The 17,586-nt window shown below is 28.1% G+C and carries 21 protein-coding genes and 1 other annotated feature; of the genes, 16 read left to right on the top strand and 5 right to left on the bottom strand.

Annotated features, from left to right (window positions below; all coding sequences use genetic code 11):
* Positions 1 to 8: 8 nt before the first annotated feature.
* The 8 genes from TVTCOM_RS05245 (at position 9) to TVTCOM_RS05280 (ending at position 5,659) form a co-directional block, all read left to right on the top strand.
* Positions 9 to 488, top strand: a complete 480-nt coding sequence (locus tag TVTCOM_RS05245; RefSeq protein ID WP_434799720.1) for a GGDEF domain-containing protein — start codon at positions 9 to 11, stop codon at positions 486 to 488.
* 141 nt (positions 489 to 629) lie between these two features.
* Entirely contained in the window at positions 630 to 2,324 is a 1,695-nt protein-coding gene (locus tag TVTCOM_RS05250; protein ID WP_434798795.1) for a CoA-disulfide reductase, read from the top strand.
* A 182-nt stretch (positions 2,325 to 2,506) separates the two neighbouring features.
* Positions 2,507 to 2,863, top strand: a complete 357-nt coding sequence (locus TVTCOM_RS05255; protein ID WP_434798796.1) for a NifB/NifX family molybdenum-iron cluster-binding protein — start codon at positions 2,507 to 2,509, stop codon at positions 2,861 to 2,863.
* A gap of 24 nt (positions 2,864 to 2,887) precedes the next feature.
* Positions 2,888 to 3,718, top strand: coding sequence for a 4Fe-4S binding protein (locus tag TVTCOM_RS05260; protein ID WP_434798797.1), 831 nt, complete (start codon positions 2,888 to 2,890; stop codon positions 3,716 to 3,718).
* On the top strand, positions 3,709 to 4,560 hold the full coding sequence (locus TVTCOM_RS05265; protein ID WP_434798798.1) for an ATP-binding protein: 852 nt from the start codon (positions 3,709 to 3,711) through the stop codon (positions 4,558 to 4,560). Before TVTCOM_RS05260 ends, TVTCOM_RS05265 begins: the two co-directional genes overlap by 10 nt.
* Positions 4,561 to 4,586: 26 nt before the next feature.
* The gene (locus TVTCOM_RS05270) at positions 4,587 to 4,943 is read left to right on the top strand and encodes a NifB/NifX family molybdenum-iron cluster-binding protein (RefSeq protein ID WP_434798799.1); all 357 of its coding nucleotides are present in this window, start codon (positions 4,587 to 4,589) and stop codon (positions 4,941 to 4,943) included.
* Between the two features lie 27 nt (positions 4,944 to 4,970).
* Entirely contained in the window at positions 4,971 to 5,249 is a 279-nt protein-coding gene (locus TVTCOM_RS05275; protein WP_434798800.1) for a transcriptional repressor, read from the top strand.
* Positions 5,219 to 5,659, top strand: coding sequence for a DUF134 domain-containing protein (locus TVTCOM_RS05280; protein ID WP_434798801.1), 441 nt, complete (start codon positions 5,219 to 5,221; stop codon positions 5,657 to 5,659). Before TVTCOM_RS05275 ends, TVTCOM_RS05280 begins: the two co-directional genes overlap by 31 nt.
* 72 nt (positions 5,660 to 5,731) lie before the next feature.
* On the opposite strand, the gene TVTCOM_RS05285 is transcribed toward TVTCOM_RS05280, so the two are convergent.
* Both TVTCOM_RS05285 and TVTCOM_RS05290 read right to left on the bottom strand, forming a co-directional pair.
* Positions 5,732 to 6,361: a 4Fe-4S binding protein gene (locus TVTCOM_RS05285; protein ID WP_434798802.1), complete on the bottom strand. Its 630-nt coding sequence runs from the start codon at positions 6,359 to 6,361 to the stop codon at positions 5,732 to 5,734.
* A 2-nt stretch (positions 6,362 to 6,363) separates the two neighbouring features.
* Positions 6,364 to 6,573 carry a 4Fe-4S dicluster domain-containing protein gene (locus TVTCOM_RS05290; protein ID WP_434798803.1) on the bottom strand — a complete coding sequence of 70 codons (210 nt, stop codon included), beginning with the start codon at positions 6,571 to 6,573 and terminating at the stop codon, positions 6,364 to 6,366.
* Between the two features lie 187 nt (positions 6,574 to 6,760).
* Positions 6,761 to 7,022: a binding site (T-box leader), on the top strand.
* Between the two features lie 148 nt (positions 7,023 to 7,170).
* Between TVTCOM_RS05290 and TVTCOM_RS05295 the strand changes: the two genes are divergently transcribed.
* The 4 genes from TVTCOM_RS05295 (at position 7,171) to TVTCOM_RS05310 (ending at position 10,967) form a co-directional block, all read left to right on the top strand.
* Positions 7,171 to 7,389, top strand: a complete 219-nt coding sequence (locus TVTCOM_RS05295; RefSeq protein WP_434798804.1) for an ACT domain-containing protein — start codon at positions 7,171 to 7,173, stop codon at positions 7,387 to 7,389.
* Positions 7,390 to 7,464: 75 nt separating this feature from the next.
* Positions 7,465 to 8,460, top strand: a complete 996-nt coding sequence (gene ilvC / locus TVTCOM_RS05300; protein WP_434798805.1) for a ketol-acid reductoisomerase — start codon at positions 7,465 to 7,467, stop codon at positions 8,458 to 8,460.
* Positions 8,461 to 8,486: 26 nt separating this feature from the next.
* Positions 8,487 to 10,166 carry a biosynthetic-type acetolactate synthase large subunit gene (gene ilvB, locus TVTCOM_RS05305; protein ID WP_434798806.1) on the top strand — a complete coding sequence of 560 codons (1,680 nt, stop codon included), beginning with the start codon at positions 8,487 to 8,489 and terminating at the stop codon, positions 10,164 to 10,166.
* A 123-nt stretch (positions 10,167 to 10,289) separates the two neighbouring features.
* Entirely contained in the window at positions 10,290 to 10,967 is a 678-nt protein-coding gene (locus TVTCOM_RS05310; protein WP_434798807.1) for a Crp/Fnr family transcriptional regulator, read from the top strand.
* 224 nt (positions 10,968 to 11,191) lie between these two features.
* Here the strand turns inward: TVTCOM_RS05310 and TVTCOM_RS05315 are convergent, their stop codons facing one another.
* Positions 11,192 to 12,022, bottom strand: coding sequence for a DegV family protein (locus tag TVTCOM_RS05315; RefSeq protein ID WP_434798808.1), 831 nt, complete (start codon positions 12,020 to 12,022; stop codon positions 11,192 to 11,194).
* Between the two features lie 243 nt (positions 12,023 to 12,265).
* Between TVTCOM_RS05315 and trhA the strand changes: the two genes are divergently transcribed.
* On the top strand, positions 12,266 to 12,934 hold the full coding sequence (trhA, locus tag TVTCOM_RS05320; protein ID WP_434798809.1) for a PAQR family membrane homeostasis protein TrhA: 669 nt from the start codon (positions 12,266 to 12,268) through the stop codon (positions 12,932 to 12,934).
* A 17-nt stretch (positions 12,935 to 12,951) separates the two neighbouring features.
* Positions 12,952 to 13,680 carry a hypothetical protein gene (locus TVTCOM_RS05325; RefSeq protein ID WP_434798810.1) on the top strand — a complete coding sequence of 243 codons (729 nt, stop codon included), beginning with the start codon at positions 12,952 to 12,954 and terminating at the stop codon, positions 13,678 to 13,680.
* A gap of 117 nt (positions 13,681 to 13,797) precedes the next feature.
* Here the strand turns inward: TVTCOM_RS05325 and TVTCOM_RS05330 are convergent, their stop codons facing one another.
* On the bottom strand, positions 13,798 to 14,013 hold the full coding sequence (locus tag TVTCOM_RS05330) for a YdbC family protein (RefSeq protein ID WP_434798811.1): 216 nt from the start codon (positions 14,011 to 14,013) through the stop codon (positions 13,798 to 13,800).
* Positions 14,014 to 14,502: 489 nt separating this feature from the next.
* On the opposite strand from TVTCOM_RS05330, the gene TVTCOM_RS05335 reads away from it, so the two are divergent.
* A complete protein-coding gene (locus TVTCOM_RS05335) occupies positions 14,503 to 15,435 on the top strand; it encodes a macro domain-containing protein (RefSeq protein ID WP_434798812.1) in 933 nt (310 codons plus the stop codon).
* A 70-nt stretch (positions 15,436 to 15,505) separates the two neighbouring features.
* A complete protein-coding gene (locus TVTCOM_RS05340; RefSeq protein WP_434798813.1) occupies positions 15,506 to 16,270 on the top strand; it encodes a ribonuclease H1 domain-containing protein in 765 nt (254 codons plus the stop codon).
* Positions 16,271 to 16,406: 136 nt separating this feature from the next.
* Here the strand turns inward: TVTCOM_RS05340 and TVTCOM_RS05345 are convergent, their stop codons facing one another.
* Positions 16,407 to 17,483 (bottom strand): pyridoxal phosphate-dependent aminotransferase, encoded by a 1,077-nt coding sequence (locus tag TVTCOM_RS05345; RefSeq protein ID WP_434798814.1) that lies wholly within the window; start codon positions 17,481 to 17,483, stop codon positions 16,407 to 16,409.
* Positions 17,484 to 17,586: the final 103 nt, after the last annotated feature.

Below are 17,586 nucleotides of genomic sequence, written 5' to 3' on the forward strand. Positions count from 1 at the left end.
TAGCTTTTATAGACAATTTAACACAATGTTATAATAGAAGAAAATTTGATGAAATAATTTGTGAAGAAAAATATTTAGCAGATACAAATAATTTACCCATTAGTATAATGCTAATTGATATAGATGATTTTAAAAAAGTTAATGATAAATTTGGTCATAAAGTTGAAGATATAGTTCTTCAGCAAATTTCCACATGTATGAAAGATAATTTAAGAGAAAATGATACTATATATAGATGGGGTGGTGAAGAGTTTTTAATTCTTCTTCCTAATACAAATCATAAAGAGTGTTCTAAAATATCTAAACGTTTGGTGGATATTTGTAATGAAATAATAACACCAGCTGGTAGAATAAGTATGAGCATAGGTTATGGAGAGTTTTCTCATTATGATATAGATTCTCTTATAATAGATGTTGATAAAGCACTATATAAAGCAAAAAGTAGAGGCAAGAATCAGTCATGTTCAGTAAATTATGATACAGATTAAAATTTATAGTAAGTAAACTTTCATCCCATTATCCTTTGTCATAATAAATTAATTTAATTATAAGTCTTTATTAAATGAGAAATGATATATATTTGGACTATAATATAAATGAATAGATAAAATTATTAAGGGGGAAATTTAATGTCTAAAAAGGTTCTAATAGTAGGTGGAGTAGCAGGTGGAGCATCTGCAGCAGCAAGGCTTAGAAGACTAAATGAAGATTTTGAAATTATTATGTTTGAAAAGGGAGAATATATATCATTTGCCAACTGTGGTCTTCCATATTACATAGGAGATAGTATAACAAATAGAGGTTTTCTTCTTGTTCAAACAGTAGAAGGCATGAAAGAAAGATTTAAACTAGACGTAAGAAATTTAAGTGAAGTTATAGAAATAGATAAAAATAATAAAAAAGTTAAGGTGAAAAATCATAAAACTAAAGAAGTATACGAAGAAACTTACGACAAGTTAATACTTTCACCAGGGGCAATGCCTAAAATACCAGATATAGAAGGAATAAAATCTTGTGAAAATTTATTTACCCTTAGAAATATTCCAGATACAGATAAAATAAAAAATTATGTTGATATTAATAAACCACAAAAAGCTCTTGTAGTAGGTGGTGGATTTATAGGTTTAGAAATGGTTGAAAATTTACATGAAAGAGGAGTAGAAGTAACATTAGTTCACTCTAGAGATCAAGTTATGAAGCCTGTTGACTATGAGATGGCAAGTGTACTTCATACTCATTTAATAGAGAAAGGTGTAAAATTAATATTAAAAGATAAACCTGCTAAAATTGAGAATAATGGCAAAAAAGTTGTTTTAAAAAGTGGAAAAGAAATAGAAACGGATATGATTATTCTTTCCATAGGAGTAACACCTGAAAGTAAAATAGCAAAAGAAGCTGGCATTGAAGTGAATGAAAAGGGAGCTATTGTAGTAGATAGTAAGATGAGAACTTCAAATGAAGATATATATGCTATAGGAGATGCGGTACAAGTTATAGATTTTGTAAATAAAAAACCTACTATGATTCCTTTAGCGTGGCCTGCCAATAGACAAGGTAGATTGGTAGCAGATATATTATCAGGAAAAGACGTGGAATATAAAGGAACTTTAGGTTCATTAGTAGCAAAAGTATTTGATTTAACTGTTGCAGCCACAGGAAACAATGAAAAAACTCTTAAAGATTTAGATATACCTTATGAAGCAATTCATATTCATCCAGCATCTCATGCAGGATATTATCCAGGTGCAACACAAATTTCTTTTAAGATGTTATTTGATCCTAAGACAGGAAAAATATTAGGAGCACAAGGTGTGGGAAAAGATGGTATAGATAAACGTATTGATTTAATAGCAAACTCAATTAAAGCTGGATTTACAGTATATGACTTGCAAGATACAGAAGTTTGTTATGCACCACCTTACAACTCGGCAAAAGATCCTGTAAATATGATGGGATACTGTGGTGCCAATATCATGGAAAATATAGTTGAAAATACACAGTGGTATGAAATTGAAGATTTAGTAAAAAATGAAGAATACATACTTGATGTAAGAGAAGAATATGAAGTGTCAAATGGTTCAATACCAAATGTTGTGAATATACCACTGGGGCAATTAAGAGATAGATTAAATGAAATACCTAAAGATAGAAAAATATATGTATGTTGTCAAGTTGGCCTAAGAGGATATATTGGATGTACTATTTTAAATCAATATGGATATAATACTTCAAACATAGATGGTGGATATAAAACTTATAGCAGTATAAAAAATGCAGAAAAATTAATAAGTAATCAGGATGAAAGTTTAGAAGCGATTTTATAATTAGAAAGAATAGAGGATAATAAATATCCTCTATTTTTTTACGAAAAAAATAGTTATTGGCATTTGACAATAATTATAAATGGTGCTAATATTTAATTAGCATATGCTAATAACAAAGTGGAATCTAAAAAATATAATTGATGAATTAAATAATAATTAAATAAAAAGGAGAGTTTATTAAAATGAAAATAGCAATTTCTACAAATGGAACAACAAAAGACAGCTCACTAGATCAAAGATTTGGAAGATGTAATTATTTTCAAATTTATGATACAGAAAGTAAAGAATTTAATGTAATTGACAATAAAGGTTTTACAGCATCTGGTGGTGCTGGTATTGCTTCTTCTAATCAATTAATAGACGAAAAAGTTCAAGTTATTATTACAGGAGCTCTTGGACCAAACGCATTTGATATAATTAGCGATTCTAATATAAAAGCATACAAATGTGCTAGTTTACCAATGGATGAAGTTATCGAAAAGTATAATAATAAAGAACTTGAAGAAATAAACTCTTGTGGAGCACCACATCACGGATAGTATTTTATAGGAGATGAATTGACAATGAATATAGCTGTACTTAGCGGAAAAGGTGGAACAGGAAAAACAACTGTATCAACAAACTTGTCTTTAGTACTAAAAAGTAACTATATAGATTGTGATGTGGAAGAACCTAATGGTTTTTTATTTCTAAATCCCAAGATACATAATGAGGAAAAGGTTATGGTGGAATATCCCATTATAGATAAAGATAAGTGTACAAATTGTGGAAAATGCGTAGAGACATGTCAATTTAATTCTCTTGCAAAATTAAATAATAAGATACTTTTATTTGATAAATTATGTCATGGTTGTGGAGCTTGTCAAATAAGTTGTAAATTTGATGCTATATCATATGGAAAAAGAGAGATTGGTAAAATAGAAAGAGGTAGTGGCAATAACTTAAATTGTATCAGAGGTGTTTTAAATGTAGGGGAGCCTATGGCTGTACCTGTTATTAAAACACTTTTGAAAAACCTCCCACAGGGTACTAATTTAATTGATTGTCCTCCGGGAACGTCTTGCAATGTGGTAAATGTACTTAACTATGCAGATGTAGCCATACTTGTAACAGAACCATCTCAATTTGGACTTCATGATTTAAAAATGGCAGTGGAGCTTGTAAAACTATATAAAATTCCATTTTATATAGTTTTAAACAAAGATGATGAGGAAAATAACATAATTAAAGAATATTGCACAAATGAAAAAATCACCTTATTAGGAAGTATACCTTATGCTAAAGAAGCTGCAAAAATATATTCTAAAGGTGAAATGCTATATAATAATTCAAATTACAAGCAAATATTTGACGAGCTTTCCAATAGATTAAAGGAGGTGCTACCTTGGAACTAGTTGTATTAAGTGGCAAGGGTGGAACTGGAAAAACAACTATTGCAACAGCATTAAGTGAATTAATTAATGATGTAACAAGAGTTGATTGTGATGTGGATGCACCTAATTTTTATCTGTTTTACAAAGGAAAGAATATAGAAGAAAGTAGTTTTATTGGCGGCAAAAAAGCTGAAATAAATAAAGACTTATGTAAACAATGCAATAAATGTGAATCAGTATGTAAATTTTCAGCTATTAAAAATTGCAAAATAGATCCATTTTTATGTGAAGGATGTGGAGCATGTACATTAGTTTGTCCTTATGAAGCCATAAAATTAAAAGATGAAAAGACAGCAGATGTATTTTTAAGTAAAGTGGATCAAGGAGTAATATCTCGAGCAGAAATGGAAATTGGAAGTGATGGTTCTGGAAAATTAATAAGCCAATTAAGAAAAAATGCATCACGAGTTAATGATAATGATAGTTTTACTATAATAGATGGGTCTCCAGGAATTGGTTGTCCTGTAATATCTTCCATAACAGGAAGTGATGCAGTATTAGTAGTAACAGAACCTACAAAATCAGGGATTAAAGATTTGACAAGGGTTGTGGAGCTTTGTAATCATTTTGGGATTTTTACTATGGCATGTATAAACAAATATGATATTAACGAAGATATGGCAAAAGAAATAGTAGAATACTTAAAAAGTAAAAATATTGATCTTGTTGGAAGAATTCCTTACGATAACATGGTTATAAAATCTATCAATGAATTAAAGCCAATAACTAATTATAATAATAGTCCAGCAAAAGAGGCTATAGAGGACATGTTAAACAATATTAAAAAAATAATTAAAATATAATTAATAAATTAATGGAGGTATGTAAAATGAAAATAGCAGTTGCAAGTGAAAATAAGTGTGTAAGTGGTCATTTTGGTCATTGTGAAGGGTTCGAAATATATGATATAGAAAATAATAGTGTTGCAAAAAAAGAGTTTGTTGCTAATCCAGGTCATAGACCAGGGTTTTTACCCGTATTTTTAAAAGATTTAGATGTAAATATCATTATATCTGGTGGTATGGGAGAAACAGCCCAACAATTATTTGCAGATAATAATATAAATGTAATAGTTGGAGCTAGTGGATCAACTGATGATATAATAAACAAATATACTGATGGAACCCTAGTATCAAGTGGAAGTGTTTGTAGAGAACACATGCATGAAGGTCACTGTAATGAATAAAATCGAACTTTAAACCTTCTCAAAACATTGGAGATAGTTAAAGAAATAAATATCAATGGCGTAGGATATTTTGAACTAAAAATATTTAGCAAAGATCCTTTTCATATTCACTTTAAATGTTCTAAATGTAATAGTATAATTGATATTAAAAGCAAAGATATTAATTTACAATGCTTAGAATTAAAAGATAAAGCAGAAATGGAAAATGATTTGGATATATATGACATAGATATTATTTTTAAAGGACTATGTTCCAAATGTAAGGAGGAGTTTAGATGGCAAGACCAACAAAAGTTAGAACAGTAGATTTTTTCCCAGAGAGTACTTATTTTACTCCCATAGATAAATCTAAATGTGAATTAGAGGAAGTAATACTAAAGTTAGAAGAACTAGAAGCCATGAGGCTTAAAGATATTGAAAAATTAAATCAAGAAGAGTGCGCAGAAAAAATGAAAGTATCTAGACAAACTTTTCAAAATATTATAGATTCAGCTAGAGAAAAAGTTGCAATAGCTTTGACTCAGGGTAAGGCCATAAGAATAGATGGTGGAAATTATAGAGCGAAGTTCTGTAAATTTAAATGCCTTGATTGTGACAATACTTATGAAATAAATTATTTACAAGATAAAGAAAAGTGTCCTTCATGTGGCTCTAAAAATGTACTTTGTAGCAAAAAAGCACATATATGCAAAATATGGTGTGATAAAAATAAATAATTGTAATATAAAATAGGCATCACCTTTAATATAAGGTGATGCCTATTTTGTGCATAATTTATAATCCCAATTTTAACTAACTTTACTTGAACAGCTACTACAACTGTTACATGATGTATTACTTTTATCAGTATATTTTGCTTTTGATATTAATTGTGTCATAGTTCCCATTGGACAATAAACACACCAAGATCTTGGTTTATATAATAACATTGTTATTATTCCTAGGATTGTTGATGTTAACATCATACTATAAAATCCGAAGGCAAATTGAGCCACCCATGGAGTTACCATACTAGTATTAGTCCATGCCCAAGGAACTTTAAATGTCCAAAGTAATTTCACAACTTCTTTTAATCCTCTTGTTTCATTAAATACTAAGTAAGTATTAAATAACATAGCTACAAACATAATCATAAAGAATGCTAAAAATCCATATCTAAACCACTTACTTCTTAAAAATTTAGGAATATCTCTATTTTTTGATAATTTTAACTTATTTCCCATTAAGTCTAACATTTGCCCCCTACCACAGTAAATATTGCAATAAGTTTTACCGTGACCGGATAGAGATATTATTAAAGGTATTAAGAAACATAATAAACCTATCCAAGCAAATAGTATATTAAAGAATCCTAAAGCTAAATATGTGAGACTTATTATCCACATATAATCGGTGAATTTCTTTTTTTTGTTATTCATAATTATTCTTCTACCTCCACTTTTTCTATATTTATAACCGACGCAGGACATGATTTTGCACACTTTCCGCATCCTACGCATTTATCTAAGTTTATCTCTGCAAAGACACCTTGCTCTATGTGTATTAAATTAAAAGGACATACTTTTACACAAGTACCACAAGCTACACAGTGATTTTTATCTATAATTGCTTTTCTTTTTATTTTTGCCATTTAAATTTCCTCCTTAATGATTTAAAAGTATTATAATATTTTTATATGTGAAATACAGTGATAAAGTCACTTTGACAAATTTATGTAGATTGTATATTAAAAAGAAAATTCAGAAAATTTTTAAAAATGGGTTGACATTAAATAAGAACATGCATATAATTACTGTTATAAATTGAAATTAATAAATTTAAAAGCTTTGACGGAGACAAAAATACTTGTTCTAATTAATTACAGAGAGCCAATGTTGCTGAGAATTGGTGTTAATTTAAGTATATAATGATCACTCCCAGCTTTCATATTGAAAAGTTTTCTCAGTAAATATGAACGTATGCTAGCGTTACTTAGCTATAGTTAAGATTAGCTCTGACTAGAATAAATGAGAGATAACCTGTATATTTTTTTAGGTTATAAATAAGGTGGTACCGCGGAATATAACTTTCGTCCTTATAAGCAAATAAATGTTGCTTATAATGGCGGAAGTTTTTTTAATTTTAAGAATATATAAAAACCTACTTAGTTTATATAAGCTACATAAAAAGTTAAGAGCTAAGCAAATTTTAAATAAAATTGTAAAGATTTAATTAGGAGGTAATTTATATGAAAAGAGATGTATATGCAAGTTTAAATCAAGGTATGGATTCATTTTTGAGGGTAGCTATGACTCTTAGAAGAAAAGAATTAGAAGTAGAGTCGATGAGTATGTCAGCAGAAAACTGTGGAATGCACTTAACAATAAATGACGAAACAACATCTTTAGATGATGTAATAAATTATATGAGAAAACTACATGATGTATCTGATTTAAAAGTAATGTAGTAATTAAATTGATATGAAGTAATATCTATATAGATAAATTCATAACTATAAATTTTAACTAAACATAGGGGGTAAATGAAAATGAAAATGTTTTATGAACAAGATGTAAAAATGGATGCTTTAAAAGGGAAAAAAGTAGCAGTGCTTGGATATGGAAGTCAAGGTCATGCACATGCACAAAACCTTAAAGATAGTGGTGTTGAAGTAGTAGTAGGATTACATGATACTAGTAAATCAAGAGAAAAAGCAAAAAATGATGGATTTGAAGTATTAAGTGTGTCAGACGCTACAAAAACAAGTGACATAGTAATGTGCTTAATGCCAGATACGGCTCAAAAGAAAATATATGATGAACATATAAAAGATAACTTAAAAGAAGGTCAAACACTAGCTTTCGCCCATGGTTTTAATATACATTATAACTTAATAAATCCACCAGAATTTGTGGATGTAGTAATGGTAGCGCCAAAGGGTCCTGGCCACTTAGTAAGATCTGTTTATAAAGAAGGAAGCGGAGTGCCTTGCTTATTTGCAGTATATCAAGACGCAAGTGGAAATGCTGGAGACACTGTTCTTGCTTATGCAAAGGGAATAGGTGGAACTAGAGCGGGAGTTTTAGAGACTACTTTTAAAGAAGAGACTGAAACTGATTTATTTGGAGAGCAAGCAGTACTTTGCGGAGGTTGTGAAGAGTTAATAAAAGCTGGGTTTGAAACTTTAGTAAATGCAGGATATCAACCAGAAGTTGCTTACTTTGAATGCTTACACGAAATGAAATTAATAGTTGATTTAATGTATGAAGGTGGACTTGAGAGAATGAACTATTCAGTTAGTGATACAGCTGAATGGGGTGGATATGTATCAGGACCTAGAGTAATAAATGATGCGTCTAAAGAGGCTATGAAAGATGTACTTACAGATATACAAAATGGGAAATTTGCAAAAGAGTGGATACAAGAAAATGAGGATGGATGTGAAGACTTCTTAAATAGAAGAACACAACAATATCATGCAGAAATATCAGAAACAGGTAGAACTTTAAGAAGTATGATGACTTTCTTAAAAAAATAAGATTGATATATAAGGAGGTAAATTAGGTGGATGGGTCAAGAGTAATATTAGAATGTCTTATAAAGGAAGGGGTAGATACTATATTTGGTTACCCTGGAGGAGCAGTAATACCTCTTTATGATGCTCTATATGACTATAGAGATAAATTAAATCATGTGAGAACTTCTCATGAGCAAGGAGCAGTTCATGCAGCTGATGGATATGCAAGAAGTTGTGGAAAAGTAGGGGTATGTTTTTTAACTTCAGGTCCAGGAGCAACAAATGCAATTACAGGTATAGCTACAGCTTATATGGATTCTTCTCCACTAGTATGTTTTAGTGGTCAAGTACCTACAGCTTTGCTAGGAAAAGATTCTTTCCAAGAAATAGATATAACTGGTGTTACTTTATCAGTAACAAAGCACAACTTTTTAATAAGAAAAGCAGAAGACTTGCCAAAAACCATAAGAAAAGCATTTGAAATTGCTAATAGTGGAAGAAAAGGTCCTGTATTAATAGATATACCAAAGGATTTAATGTTGACAGAAGTTGACTTTGATATGGATGATTATCTTCCATCTAATTTAGAAAATCCTTTAAAAAATGAATATGAGTTAAAAGAAGAGTATGAAAATAAGAAGAAGATCGATTTATCTTGTGATTTAATAAGAGAAAGTAAAAGACCTATAATATATGCTGGAGGTGGTGTAAAATCTGCTGATGAGGAAAAATTACTAGTGGATTTTGCAAAGAAAATTGATACCCCTGTATTAAATACAATAATGGGTCTTGGTGATATAGATAGAAGAGATGATTTATCCTTAGGCTTGTTAGGGATGCATGGAAGTAAAGAGGGAAATTTAGCCATATCTAACTCAGATTTAATAATAGCTATAGGAGCTAGATTTAGTGATAGAGTAATAGGCAAAAGTTCTGAATTTGCAAAAAATGCCAAAGTAATTCACATAGATATAGATCCTTCTGAAATAAATAAAAACATAAAAGCAGAAGTTGATTTAGTAGGAGACTTATCTTCATTACTTAAAGAATTATATGATAAAGTGGATAAAAAGAATAATTCTAGTTGGAAAAAAGAAATAAAAACTTATGAAGACAAAGAAAATATAATGGGTGAAGAAGAGTTCCATCCACAAAATATATTATCTTTAGTAAATAAGAGAATGGGAGATAATACAGTGGCAGTCACAGATGTAGGTCAACATCAAATGTGGACTGCCAAGTATTGGAACTTTCCTCTTGGTAAAAGTTTTATAACATCTGCAGGTCTTGGAACTATGGGATTTGGTTTAGGCGCTGCCATAGGAGCTAAACTTGGAGTACCAAGTAAAAATGTAGTATTGGTTACAGGAGATGGAAGTTTTAGAATGAATTGTAATGAAATGGCTACCGTTTCTACTTATAAAATACCTATGCTAATATTACTTTTTAATAATTCTACCTTAGGGATGGTTAGACAGTGGCAAAAACTTTTCTCTAGGGAGAGGTATTCAGAAACTGATGTGGATCCTAGTGTTGATTATGTAATGTTGGCCAAAGCCTATGGAATAGATGGTTATAAAGCAACAAATATGGAAGAATTAAAGAATGTTTTAAGTGAGATAAATATAGATAAACCTGTATTTTTAGAGTGTGTAATAAATACTGATTATGATGTTTATCCAATAGTACCTCCTAATGAAACCTTATTAAATTTAATATGTAATTAAAATAAGCAGGTGAGTTTAGTGTAAGCTCATCTGTTTATTTTTGATATAAAAGTTGATGTTTCAAATTATGCAGTTTTGTATACAAAAATGCTATAATTACTTAAGGGAGATGAGGCGGTTATTATGATGGATTTTAATGAAGATAGAGTTACGGAGATATGTTTAAATTCTATAATATTTAAAAATTTAGAAAAAAATGCTATTAAAAAGTTCTTATCTTCTTTAGTTTATAAAGTTGTATTTATAAAAAAAGGAGAAATGGTTATAAAAGAAGATGATTATATTGACTATTTAGGCATAATACTAGAAGGCGAAGTTAATGTATGTAAGTATTGTCCTGATGGTAGTGAAACTTTATTATCAAAGTTGCAAACTCATGAAGTTTTTGCCTTGGATATATTATGTACACCATCCCAAAATAGTTTTTATAATGTTTATACAACTAAACCATCTTTTATTTTGAAAATTAATAAAAAAACATTAGAAAAGGCAATAATTTTATCAGGAAAAGATGCTTGTAATATTTATGAAAATATTATTACCTGCTTAGCAAATACTTGTGCAAAAAGATGTCATAAAATAGAATTAGCATCACAACGAAGTATAAGAGATAAAATTCTAACTTATTTATTAATTCAAAAAAAGAATACCAACTCCAATAAGTTTAAAATTTCTTTTGATAGAGACCAATTAGCTAATTACTTATGTGTAAATAGAAGTGTTTTATCCCATGAGCTATCTCTCATGCAACAAGAGGGGATTATAAAATTTAAGAAAAATGAATTTGAAATTCTTGAATAGTGTTGTTTAAACAACATACATGAAATTATAGATAGAGTATACTATACCTATAAATACTTAAGAAGTATTTATATTGGTATAAAGGATTAAAAATATTACTTGGACTGTATATGTTTATTGAAAAAACATATTAAAAGTTGTATTATTAAAAATCAAAATAGTTTTAGATAGTATATACTTGGCAACTATCTAATTCTATTTTGATATTTTTTTTCTTAAAATTATTACATACAAGATATGGCTATAACTCCTGGTCCCGAATGAGAACAGATAACGCATCCTATATTAACAAAATAAATATTTTTAACTTCAGCTTCCTTTTCTAAAGCTTCTTTCATGATTGCTAAATCATCTTCATTGTCTCCGCGACCTAAAATAATGGTTTTATCTTTTAAATCTTTGCCAAATCTATTTACTATAGTTTTTGCTAAAGTTGAGTAAATTTGTTTTTTACCTCTAACTTGAGACTTTTGTGAGACTAAGCCATCCTTAGTTTCTAAAATAGGTTTGATTGATAATAAATTTCCAATGGTAGCCTTAGTAGAAGAAATTCTGCCACCCATTTTTAAATACTCTAAAGTATCTACAGAGAAAGTCATTTCAACATTAGTTTTATAATTTTCTAAAGCAGAAAGAATATCATTAACAGAGTAACCCATTTCAACCATTTCACATGCTTTTATTACAAATAGAGCACTACCTATAGATAAATTCTCTGTATCAAAAATAGAAACATTGTCATGACCATCATTTTTAGCTAGCATGGCACTTTGATAAGTTCCAGAAGCTATTGAAGATCCAGCGATATAAATTATTTGTGTATTTTCATCATATTTTTCAAATACAGATTTAAATTGTACATATGTAGCTTGAGAAGTTTTTGGCATGCTGTCACTTTCTCTAAGCATCTTATAAAAATCTTTTATTGTTAAATTTTCTCCAGGTAAATATTCTTTATCATTAAAAATTACTGTTAAAGGCACTATGTCAACATTATATTTTTCAAGTATTTCCTGTGGTACATCAGAAATACTATCACATACTATTTTTATCATTTTTAATCCTCCAATTATTACTTATTATAAAATATACTATCATTATGAAAAAATATTGTAAAGCTGAGTTTTTGACATTCAAAATAAATTGTGGTAATTTAAATTAATTTAAATGATTTAAAGTACGAAAGAGATTTCTGTATAAGAAGGAATTGTAAAGTTAAAAATCGTACTATAATTAGTGTGTACAAAATGTATATATTTTTATACAAAAATGACTTGAAAAGAAGTAGGAGGAATAATATGAGAACGAAGTTAATTGATAGAAAGTTACCTAACTATTCTATAGCAGAGGAGAGATTTAATTATATCTCTCATATAGTAGGGGGGGCTATTGGTGTAATAGCTTTAATATTATGTGTAGTAATTGCATCGTGGCATCATAATATTATGGCGATAGGTACATCAGTAGTATATGGAATTACCATGATATTATTATATTCCATGTCTTCCATATACCATGGTTTAAAAGATGGTATGGCAAAGAGGGTTTTTCAGGTATTAGATCACTGTGCCATTTATATTTTGATAGCTGGTACATATACTCCTATTGCACTTTGTGCCATAAGAGTGGTAGATCCAGTAGTAGGATGGAGTATATTTATTGTAGAATGGTCACTTGCTCTAATAGCAATTACTTTTAATGCAATTGATTTAAAGAAATACGAAATATTTTCAATGATATGCAATTTAGTAATGGGTTGGGGAATAATTGTAGTAGTTCCTGTAGCTATTAAGGCTCTTACTTGGAATGGATTTATGTATATTTTAGCAGGAGGAATATTCTATACAGTTGGAGCTGTTTTATATGGAATAGGAAGGAATAAAAGTTATATGCATTGTATTTTCCATGTATTTGTGTTGCTTGGAAGTATAGCACACTTATTTGGAATAATATTTTATGTATTATAAATTAGGGGGAGATATTATTGAGTAAAGAAGAAAATATAAATTTTTTGAGAGAAGAGTTAAATGAAGAAGATAGAGGGAAGACTTCTTATGGAGAAAAGCTACATATACTTTTTAATTCTATGAAAAGATATAATCACAATAATTTTGATGAAATTCCCTTTACCAATGGTATTTATATAGTTTTAGATAAAAAAGAAAAATATAAGGATATGGACAGGATTGTAAGAATAGGTACTCATGATAAGTATAATAAATTAATAGTTAGAATTAAGAATCACTATAAAAATGGATTTAAGGATAGTAGCTTTTTTAGAAAAAATATAGGAAAGTCTATTTTATCTTATAATGAGCACTATTATCTATATATTTGGAATATAAACTTTAATGATAAAGTTAATAAAAGTAAATATACACAACTTAGAGATATGGAAGTAGAATCAATTTTGGAAGAAAAAATAAGTGATTATATGAAAGAAAGATTTGAGTTTGTATGTTTTCAAGTGGAAGAATTAAAAGAAAGGTACAGATTAGAGGAAGGTTTAATTTCTACTATATATCACGACAAAGAATTTCATAGTTCTGATAACTGGCTAGGAAAATATAGTCCTATGGATGAAATTAAAAATAGTAAAATGTGGGTATGTAAAGGATTTGATAAAGCTCAACTAAATGAAAATGAATTTAGAAAAGTTATAACCTTATGTGTTAAATCAAACGAGGAAAAAAAAGAATTTAGCCAAGTATAGAATAATAATTATTTTTACATTACTATAAAAAAAGCTGATTAAAAATAAGAGAACAAGTCTTATTTAAATCAGCTTTTTGCTTTACTTTAAATTTATTTAAAAATAGTGATTTGCTAATTATAAATTATTAATTATGTCTTTTAAGGCTTCAAATTCTTCATTATTTAAAGTAATTCCTTTACCCATTTTTTCGTGTTCTGGACCCCAGTCTCTTAAGTCATATTTTGGTTTAGCCCCATTCCAACTAATAAGATTTAACTCTTTTGTCCATCCTTTAACATTTTCAGATAACACTCCTAAATGTTCAACTATATCGTATTTAAAATCTGCCATTTATGAAAACTCCTTTTTTATAACATTTTATCATATATTTCTATTATTATAAAATATTGGATATTATAAACAATGTTATATTAAAATATATGTTTCTAATAGTTAATTTTTATATGATTTGCATTATTAGTCACCCACATATTTATTTTTCATAATATATATTACACCTAAAACGTAAAAGTTAGATATGGCTAAAGTCAGCGGAGGTCTAACATGAGAATATTAAAATTAATAGTAAAAATATTTTTTAAAAGAGAAGTATATAGATATAAAAATTTATCTTATATGGAAGTTTCCATCGGATTGGTGGAAGATAATGATATGTAAAAAGTTAGATTTGTCTAACTTTTTTTACTTACCAGGATATTATAATAATTTTAACAAAAATGTTTAAATTTAATTATGTAGTCAATAATAAAAAGGGATTTTATGCTTTTTTATAGAAAATGTTAAAAAAGTAAATAATTTATTATTGAAAGGGGGGTATATATGGACAATATAGATAATCGAATTAAGATTATAAAAGAAGAAATTATAGATATTAAAGTAGATGCTATTGTTAATCCAACAGATGAGTGTTTTAGTGGTAGTTATGGACTTGATAAGTTAATTCAAAAGAATGCTGGACCAAAACTTAGTAAAAAATTATCCAAAAGTGGAAGTTGCCAAGTAGGCAACTGTATTATTACAAAAGGATATGATTTAAATGTAAAAAGTATAGTTCACACCTGTACACCTAAATGGGAAGATGGGTATGAAGATGAATGTTATTTATTATATTCCTGTTATAAAAACTCTATAGATATGGCAGTAGAATATGATAATAAAACTATAGCAATTCCTTCAATCAGCTCAGGAAATAATAAATTTCCTTTAAACAAGTCAGCTAATATAGCTTATTATGCAGCATGGAAAATGGTGAAGAAGTACGATTTTAAAGATTTAGAAACTATATATTTTTCATGTACCAATAAAAATACTTATGAATTTTATAAGAAGCTTTCTCAGGATTATAAAGATATAGAATTTTCACTAGAAATGATTGAACAGTACAGAAAAATGGATAAATACAATCAATATAATTTGACTATTGATGATTTTATTAGAAATTTAGGAGTAGAAAATTCTTATAATATTTTTTTACTTAAAGAAGCATTTTTATCAGGAAATATTGAATTAGAATTTATTGAAGCAACTGTAAAAACTCTTAAACAAATCTTTCTACAAATGAAAAATATGAGTAAAAACTTTGCTGAAAAAGTTTATATAGAAGAGTTGGAGTCAACAGAAAACATATTAAAAGAAATATTTAATACTATGGATTATGATACGATAGAGCATGCAAAAGAAAGAACAAAAGAGTATTTTGTACATGTTAATGATTATGTATTTGAAAAAATAAATAATTCTTATAGATATTAATTATATAATTTAGTATTATTAATGATATTATAATATGTGTTTATAATTCATAAATGAAAGGAATTTTAATATGTCAAAAAAGAAGTACTATGCAGTTAAAGTTGGAAAAACTCCAGGAATATATTTTACTTGGGCTGACTGTTCTGCACAGGTAACAGGATATAAAGGAGCAAAATACAAAAGTTTTCCTACTATTGAAGAAGCCATGGCTTTTATTGGCGATGATAATATAAATGCTATGAAAAAAGAAGAAACAGCTAAGAAAAAAACATCAATTAAGAAAAATACTACTACAAATACAAAAGAACTAAAAGAAGGCTATGATGTAGCGCCTATTAGAAGTACTGCAAAAGTTAAAACTTATAAATCATATATAAATCCAAAAGAAATTATTAATGATTATGAATTTATTGCTTTTGTTGATGGAAGCTATGACAGAGGAAATCAAGTTTTTGGATCTGGAGTAATTGTACTTGACCATAATAATAATTCTCATGATACTTACTATAATGCAGGGTATGACAAATGGGATCAATGGAATATAGTAGGAGAGTTAGAATCAGTTAAGGTTGCCATAAATAAGGCAAAAGAATTAGGGAAAAAAAACATAGCTATTTATCATGACCTAAAAAATATAGCTCTATGGGCTAGTGGTGAGTGGCAGGCAAAGAATAAATACACTCAAGAATATGTAAGATATATGGAAAAAATGAGTGAAGAATTGAATATTTGTTTTGTAAAAGTAAAAGCACATAGTAATGAAAGTGTGTACAATGATTTAGCAGATGAAGCTGCAAAAGGCGCTATTATAAAATATTTAAATGAAAATAAGTAAAAATTTATTTTGAGCAAGGTCGTTGCCTGAAGCGATAGCGAAGGCATCTCGTTGGCGACATGAGCGAAGCGAATTTTTTATAATTTTGAGCAATAATAAAAAGGACATATAGTATGTCCTTTTTATTATTATAAATTTAGTATAAAATTTCTTTCAAAGAATTAATAAGATATCTATTATCTTCGGGTTTTAAGACACATATTCTAAAGAAGTATTCATCAAGTCCATCAAAGGATTCACAGTCTCTTATTATAATTTTTTTAGGTATCAACTTTTCTCTAAGTTCACTAGCAGTTATAGTTTTACCTTTTAATTTGCATAATATAAAATTGCCTTTACTTTCGTAAACTGTAAGATTATTAAACTCACATAAAGAATTATATAGATAATTTCTCTCATCTAAAATTACATTTACGCAAGTTTCAATATAATTATTGTCGGTGAACATTATTTCACCCATAGATGAAGCAATAATATTTATATTCCATAAGTCAAGATTTTTGTTGATTTGATTTTTTATATCTTCATTTCCAATTAAGCCATATCCTAATCTAATACCAGGTGTTGAGAAGAATTTAGATGTACCTCTAATTACAAATAAGTTATCATATTGATCAACTAAAGGTGTAGAAGAATAAATACTAGTATTTGTAAATTCAACATAAGTTTCATCAACCATAACAAAAGCATTTGTATTCTTTAGTATAATCTCTATTTCAAATTTAGAAAAAGAGAAACCTGTTGGATTATTAGGATTACATATGACGATTAAATCACATTCATGTTTATTTATAAAATCTATAAATTCCACAGTATCTATTTTAAAATCATTGTATTCTCTAGAAAAATATTTAACTACTTCACAATTAATTTTATTGAGTTCTTTTTCGTATTCTGAGTATGCAGGAGAAAGAAGAACAGCTCTTTTAGGAGAAATAGTACTTATAAAAGATGAAATAAGTTCTGTAGCACCGCTTCCTAAAACCATATTATCCTCATTACAACTACAATAAGATGAAATTGATTTTTTTAATGCCGCATATTCTGGATCAGGATAAACAGATACCATATTTATATTATTAATTACATATTCTTTAGCTAAAGTGGATGTGCCAAATGGATTAATATTAGAGCTGAAGTCTAAAAATTCATCTTTAGAAAAACCATATTGTTTTGACAAATCATACAAATTAGCACCATGATTTACACTCATAATTAGCCCTCCAATTTTTTTTGATTCTTAATATAGTATAGTATAAATTAAATATATGTAGATATGTACAAAAATAAAAAGAATATTGTACTAATACAATACA

Origin of the sequence: Terrisporobacter vanillatitrophus (genome assembly GCF_051148895.1) — a bacterium.
In the GTDB taxonomy this organism is placed as follows: Bacteria; Bacillota; Clostridia; order Peptostreptococcales; family Peptostreptococcaceae; genus Terrisporobacter; species Terrisporobacter vanillatitrophus.

Bases quoted from the DNA above. Each gene is read 5' to 3' on its own strand.
- TVTCOM_RS05250 (WP_434798795.1), top strand. From the start codon at position 630: ATGTCTAAAAAGGTTCTAATAGTAGGTGGAGTAGCAGGTGGAGCATCT.
- TVTCOM_RS05255 (WP_434798796.1), top strand. From the start codon at position 2,507: ATGAAAATAGCAATTTCTACAAATGGAACAACAAAAGACAGCTCACTA.
- TVTCOM_RS05260 (WP_434798797.1), top strand. From the start codon at position 2,888: ATGAATATAGCTGTACTTAGCGGAAAAGGTGGAACAGGAAAAACAACT.
- TVTCOM_RS05270 (WP_434798799.1), top strand. From the start codon at position 4,587: ATGAAAATAGCAGTTGCAAGTGAAAATAAGTGTGTAAGTGGTCATTTT.
- TVTCOM_RS05280 (WP_434798801.1), top strand. From the start codon at position 5,219: ATGGCAAGACCAACAAAAGTTAGAACAGTAGATTTTTTCCCAGAGAGT.
- TVTCOM_RS05285 (WP_434798802.1), bottom strand. From the start codon at position 6,361: ATGAATAACAAAAAAAAGAAATTCACCGATTATATGTGGATAATAAGT.
- TVTCOM_RS05290 (WP_434798803.1), bottom strand. From the start codon at position 6,573: ATGGCAAAAATAAAAAGAAAAGCAATTATAGATAAAAATCACTGTGTA.
- TVTCOM_RS05295 (WP_434798804.1), top strand. From the start codon at position 7,171: ATGAAAAGAGATGTATATGCAAGTTTAAATCAAGGTATGGATTCATTT.
- ilvC (WP_434798805.1), top strand. From the start codon at position 7,465: ATGAAAATGAAAATGTTTTATGAACAAGATGTAAAAATGGATGCTTTA.
- TVTCOM_RS05310 (WP_434798807.1), top strand. From the start codon at position 10,290: ATGATGGATTTTAATGAAGATAGAGTTACGGAGATATGTTTAAATTCT.
- TVTCOM_RS05315 (WP_434798808.1), bottom strand. From the start codon at position 12,022: ATGATAAAAATAGTATGTGATAGTATTTCTGATGTACCACAGGAAATA.
- trhA (WP_434798809.1), top strand. From the start codon at position 12,266: ATGAGAACGAAGTTAATTGATAGAAAGTTACCTAACTATTCTATAGCA.
- TVTCOM_RS05330 (WP_434798811.1), bottom strand. From the start codon at position 14,013: ATGGCAGATTTTAAATACGATATAGTTGAACATTTAGGAGTGTTATCT.
- TVTCOM_RS05335 (WP_434798812.1), top strand. From the start codon at position 14,503: ATGGACAATATAGATAATCGAATTAAGATTATAAAAGAAGAAATTATA.
- TVTCOM_RS05340 (WP_434798813.1), top strand. From the start codon at position 15,506: ATGTCAAAAAAGAAGTACTATGCAGTTAAAGTTGGAAAAACTCCAGGA.
- TVTCOM_RS05345 (WP_434798814.1), bottom strand. From the start codon at position 17,483: ATGAGTGTAAATCATGGTGCTAATTTGTATGATTTGTCAAAACAATAT.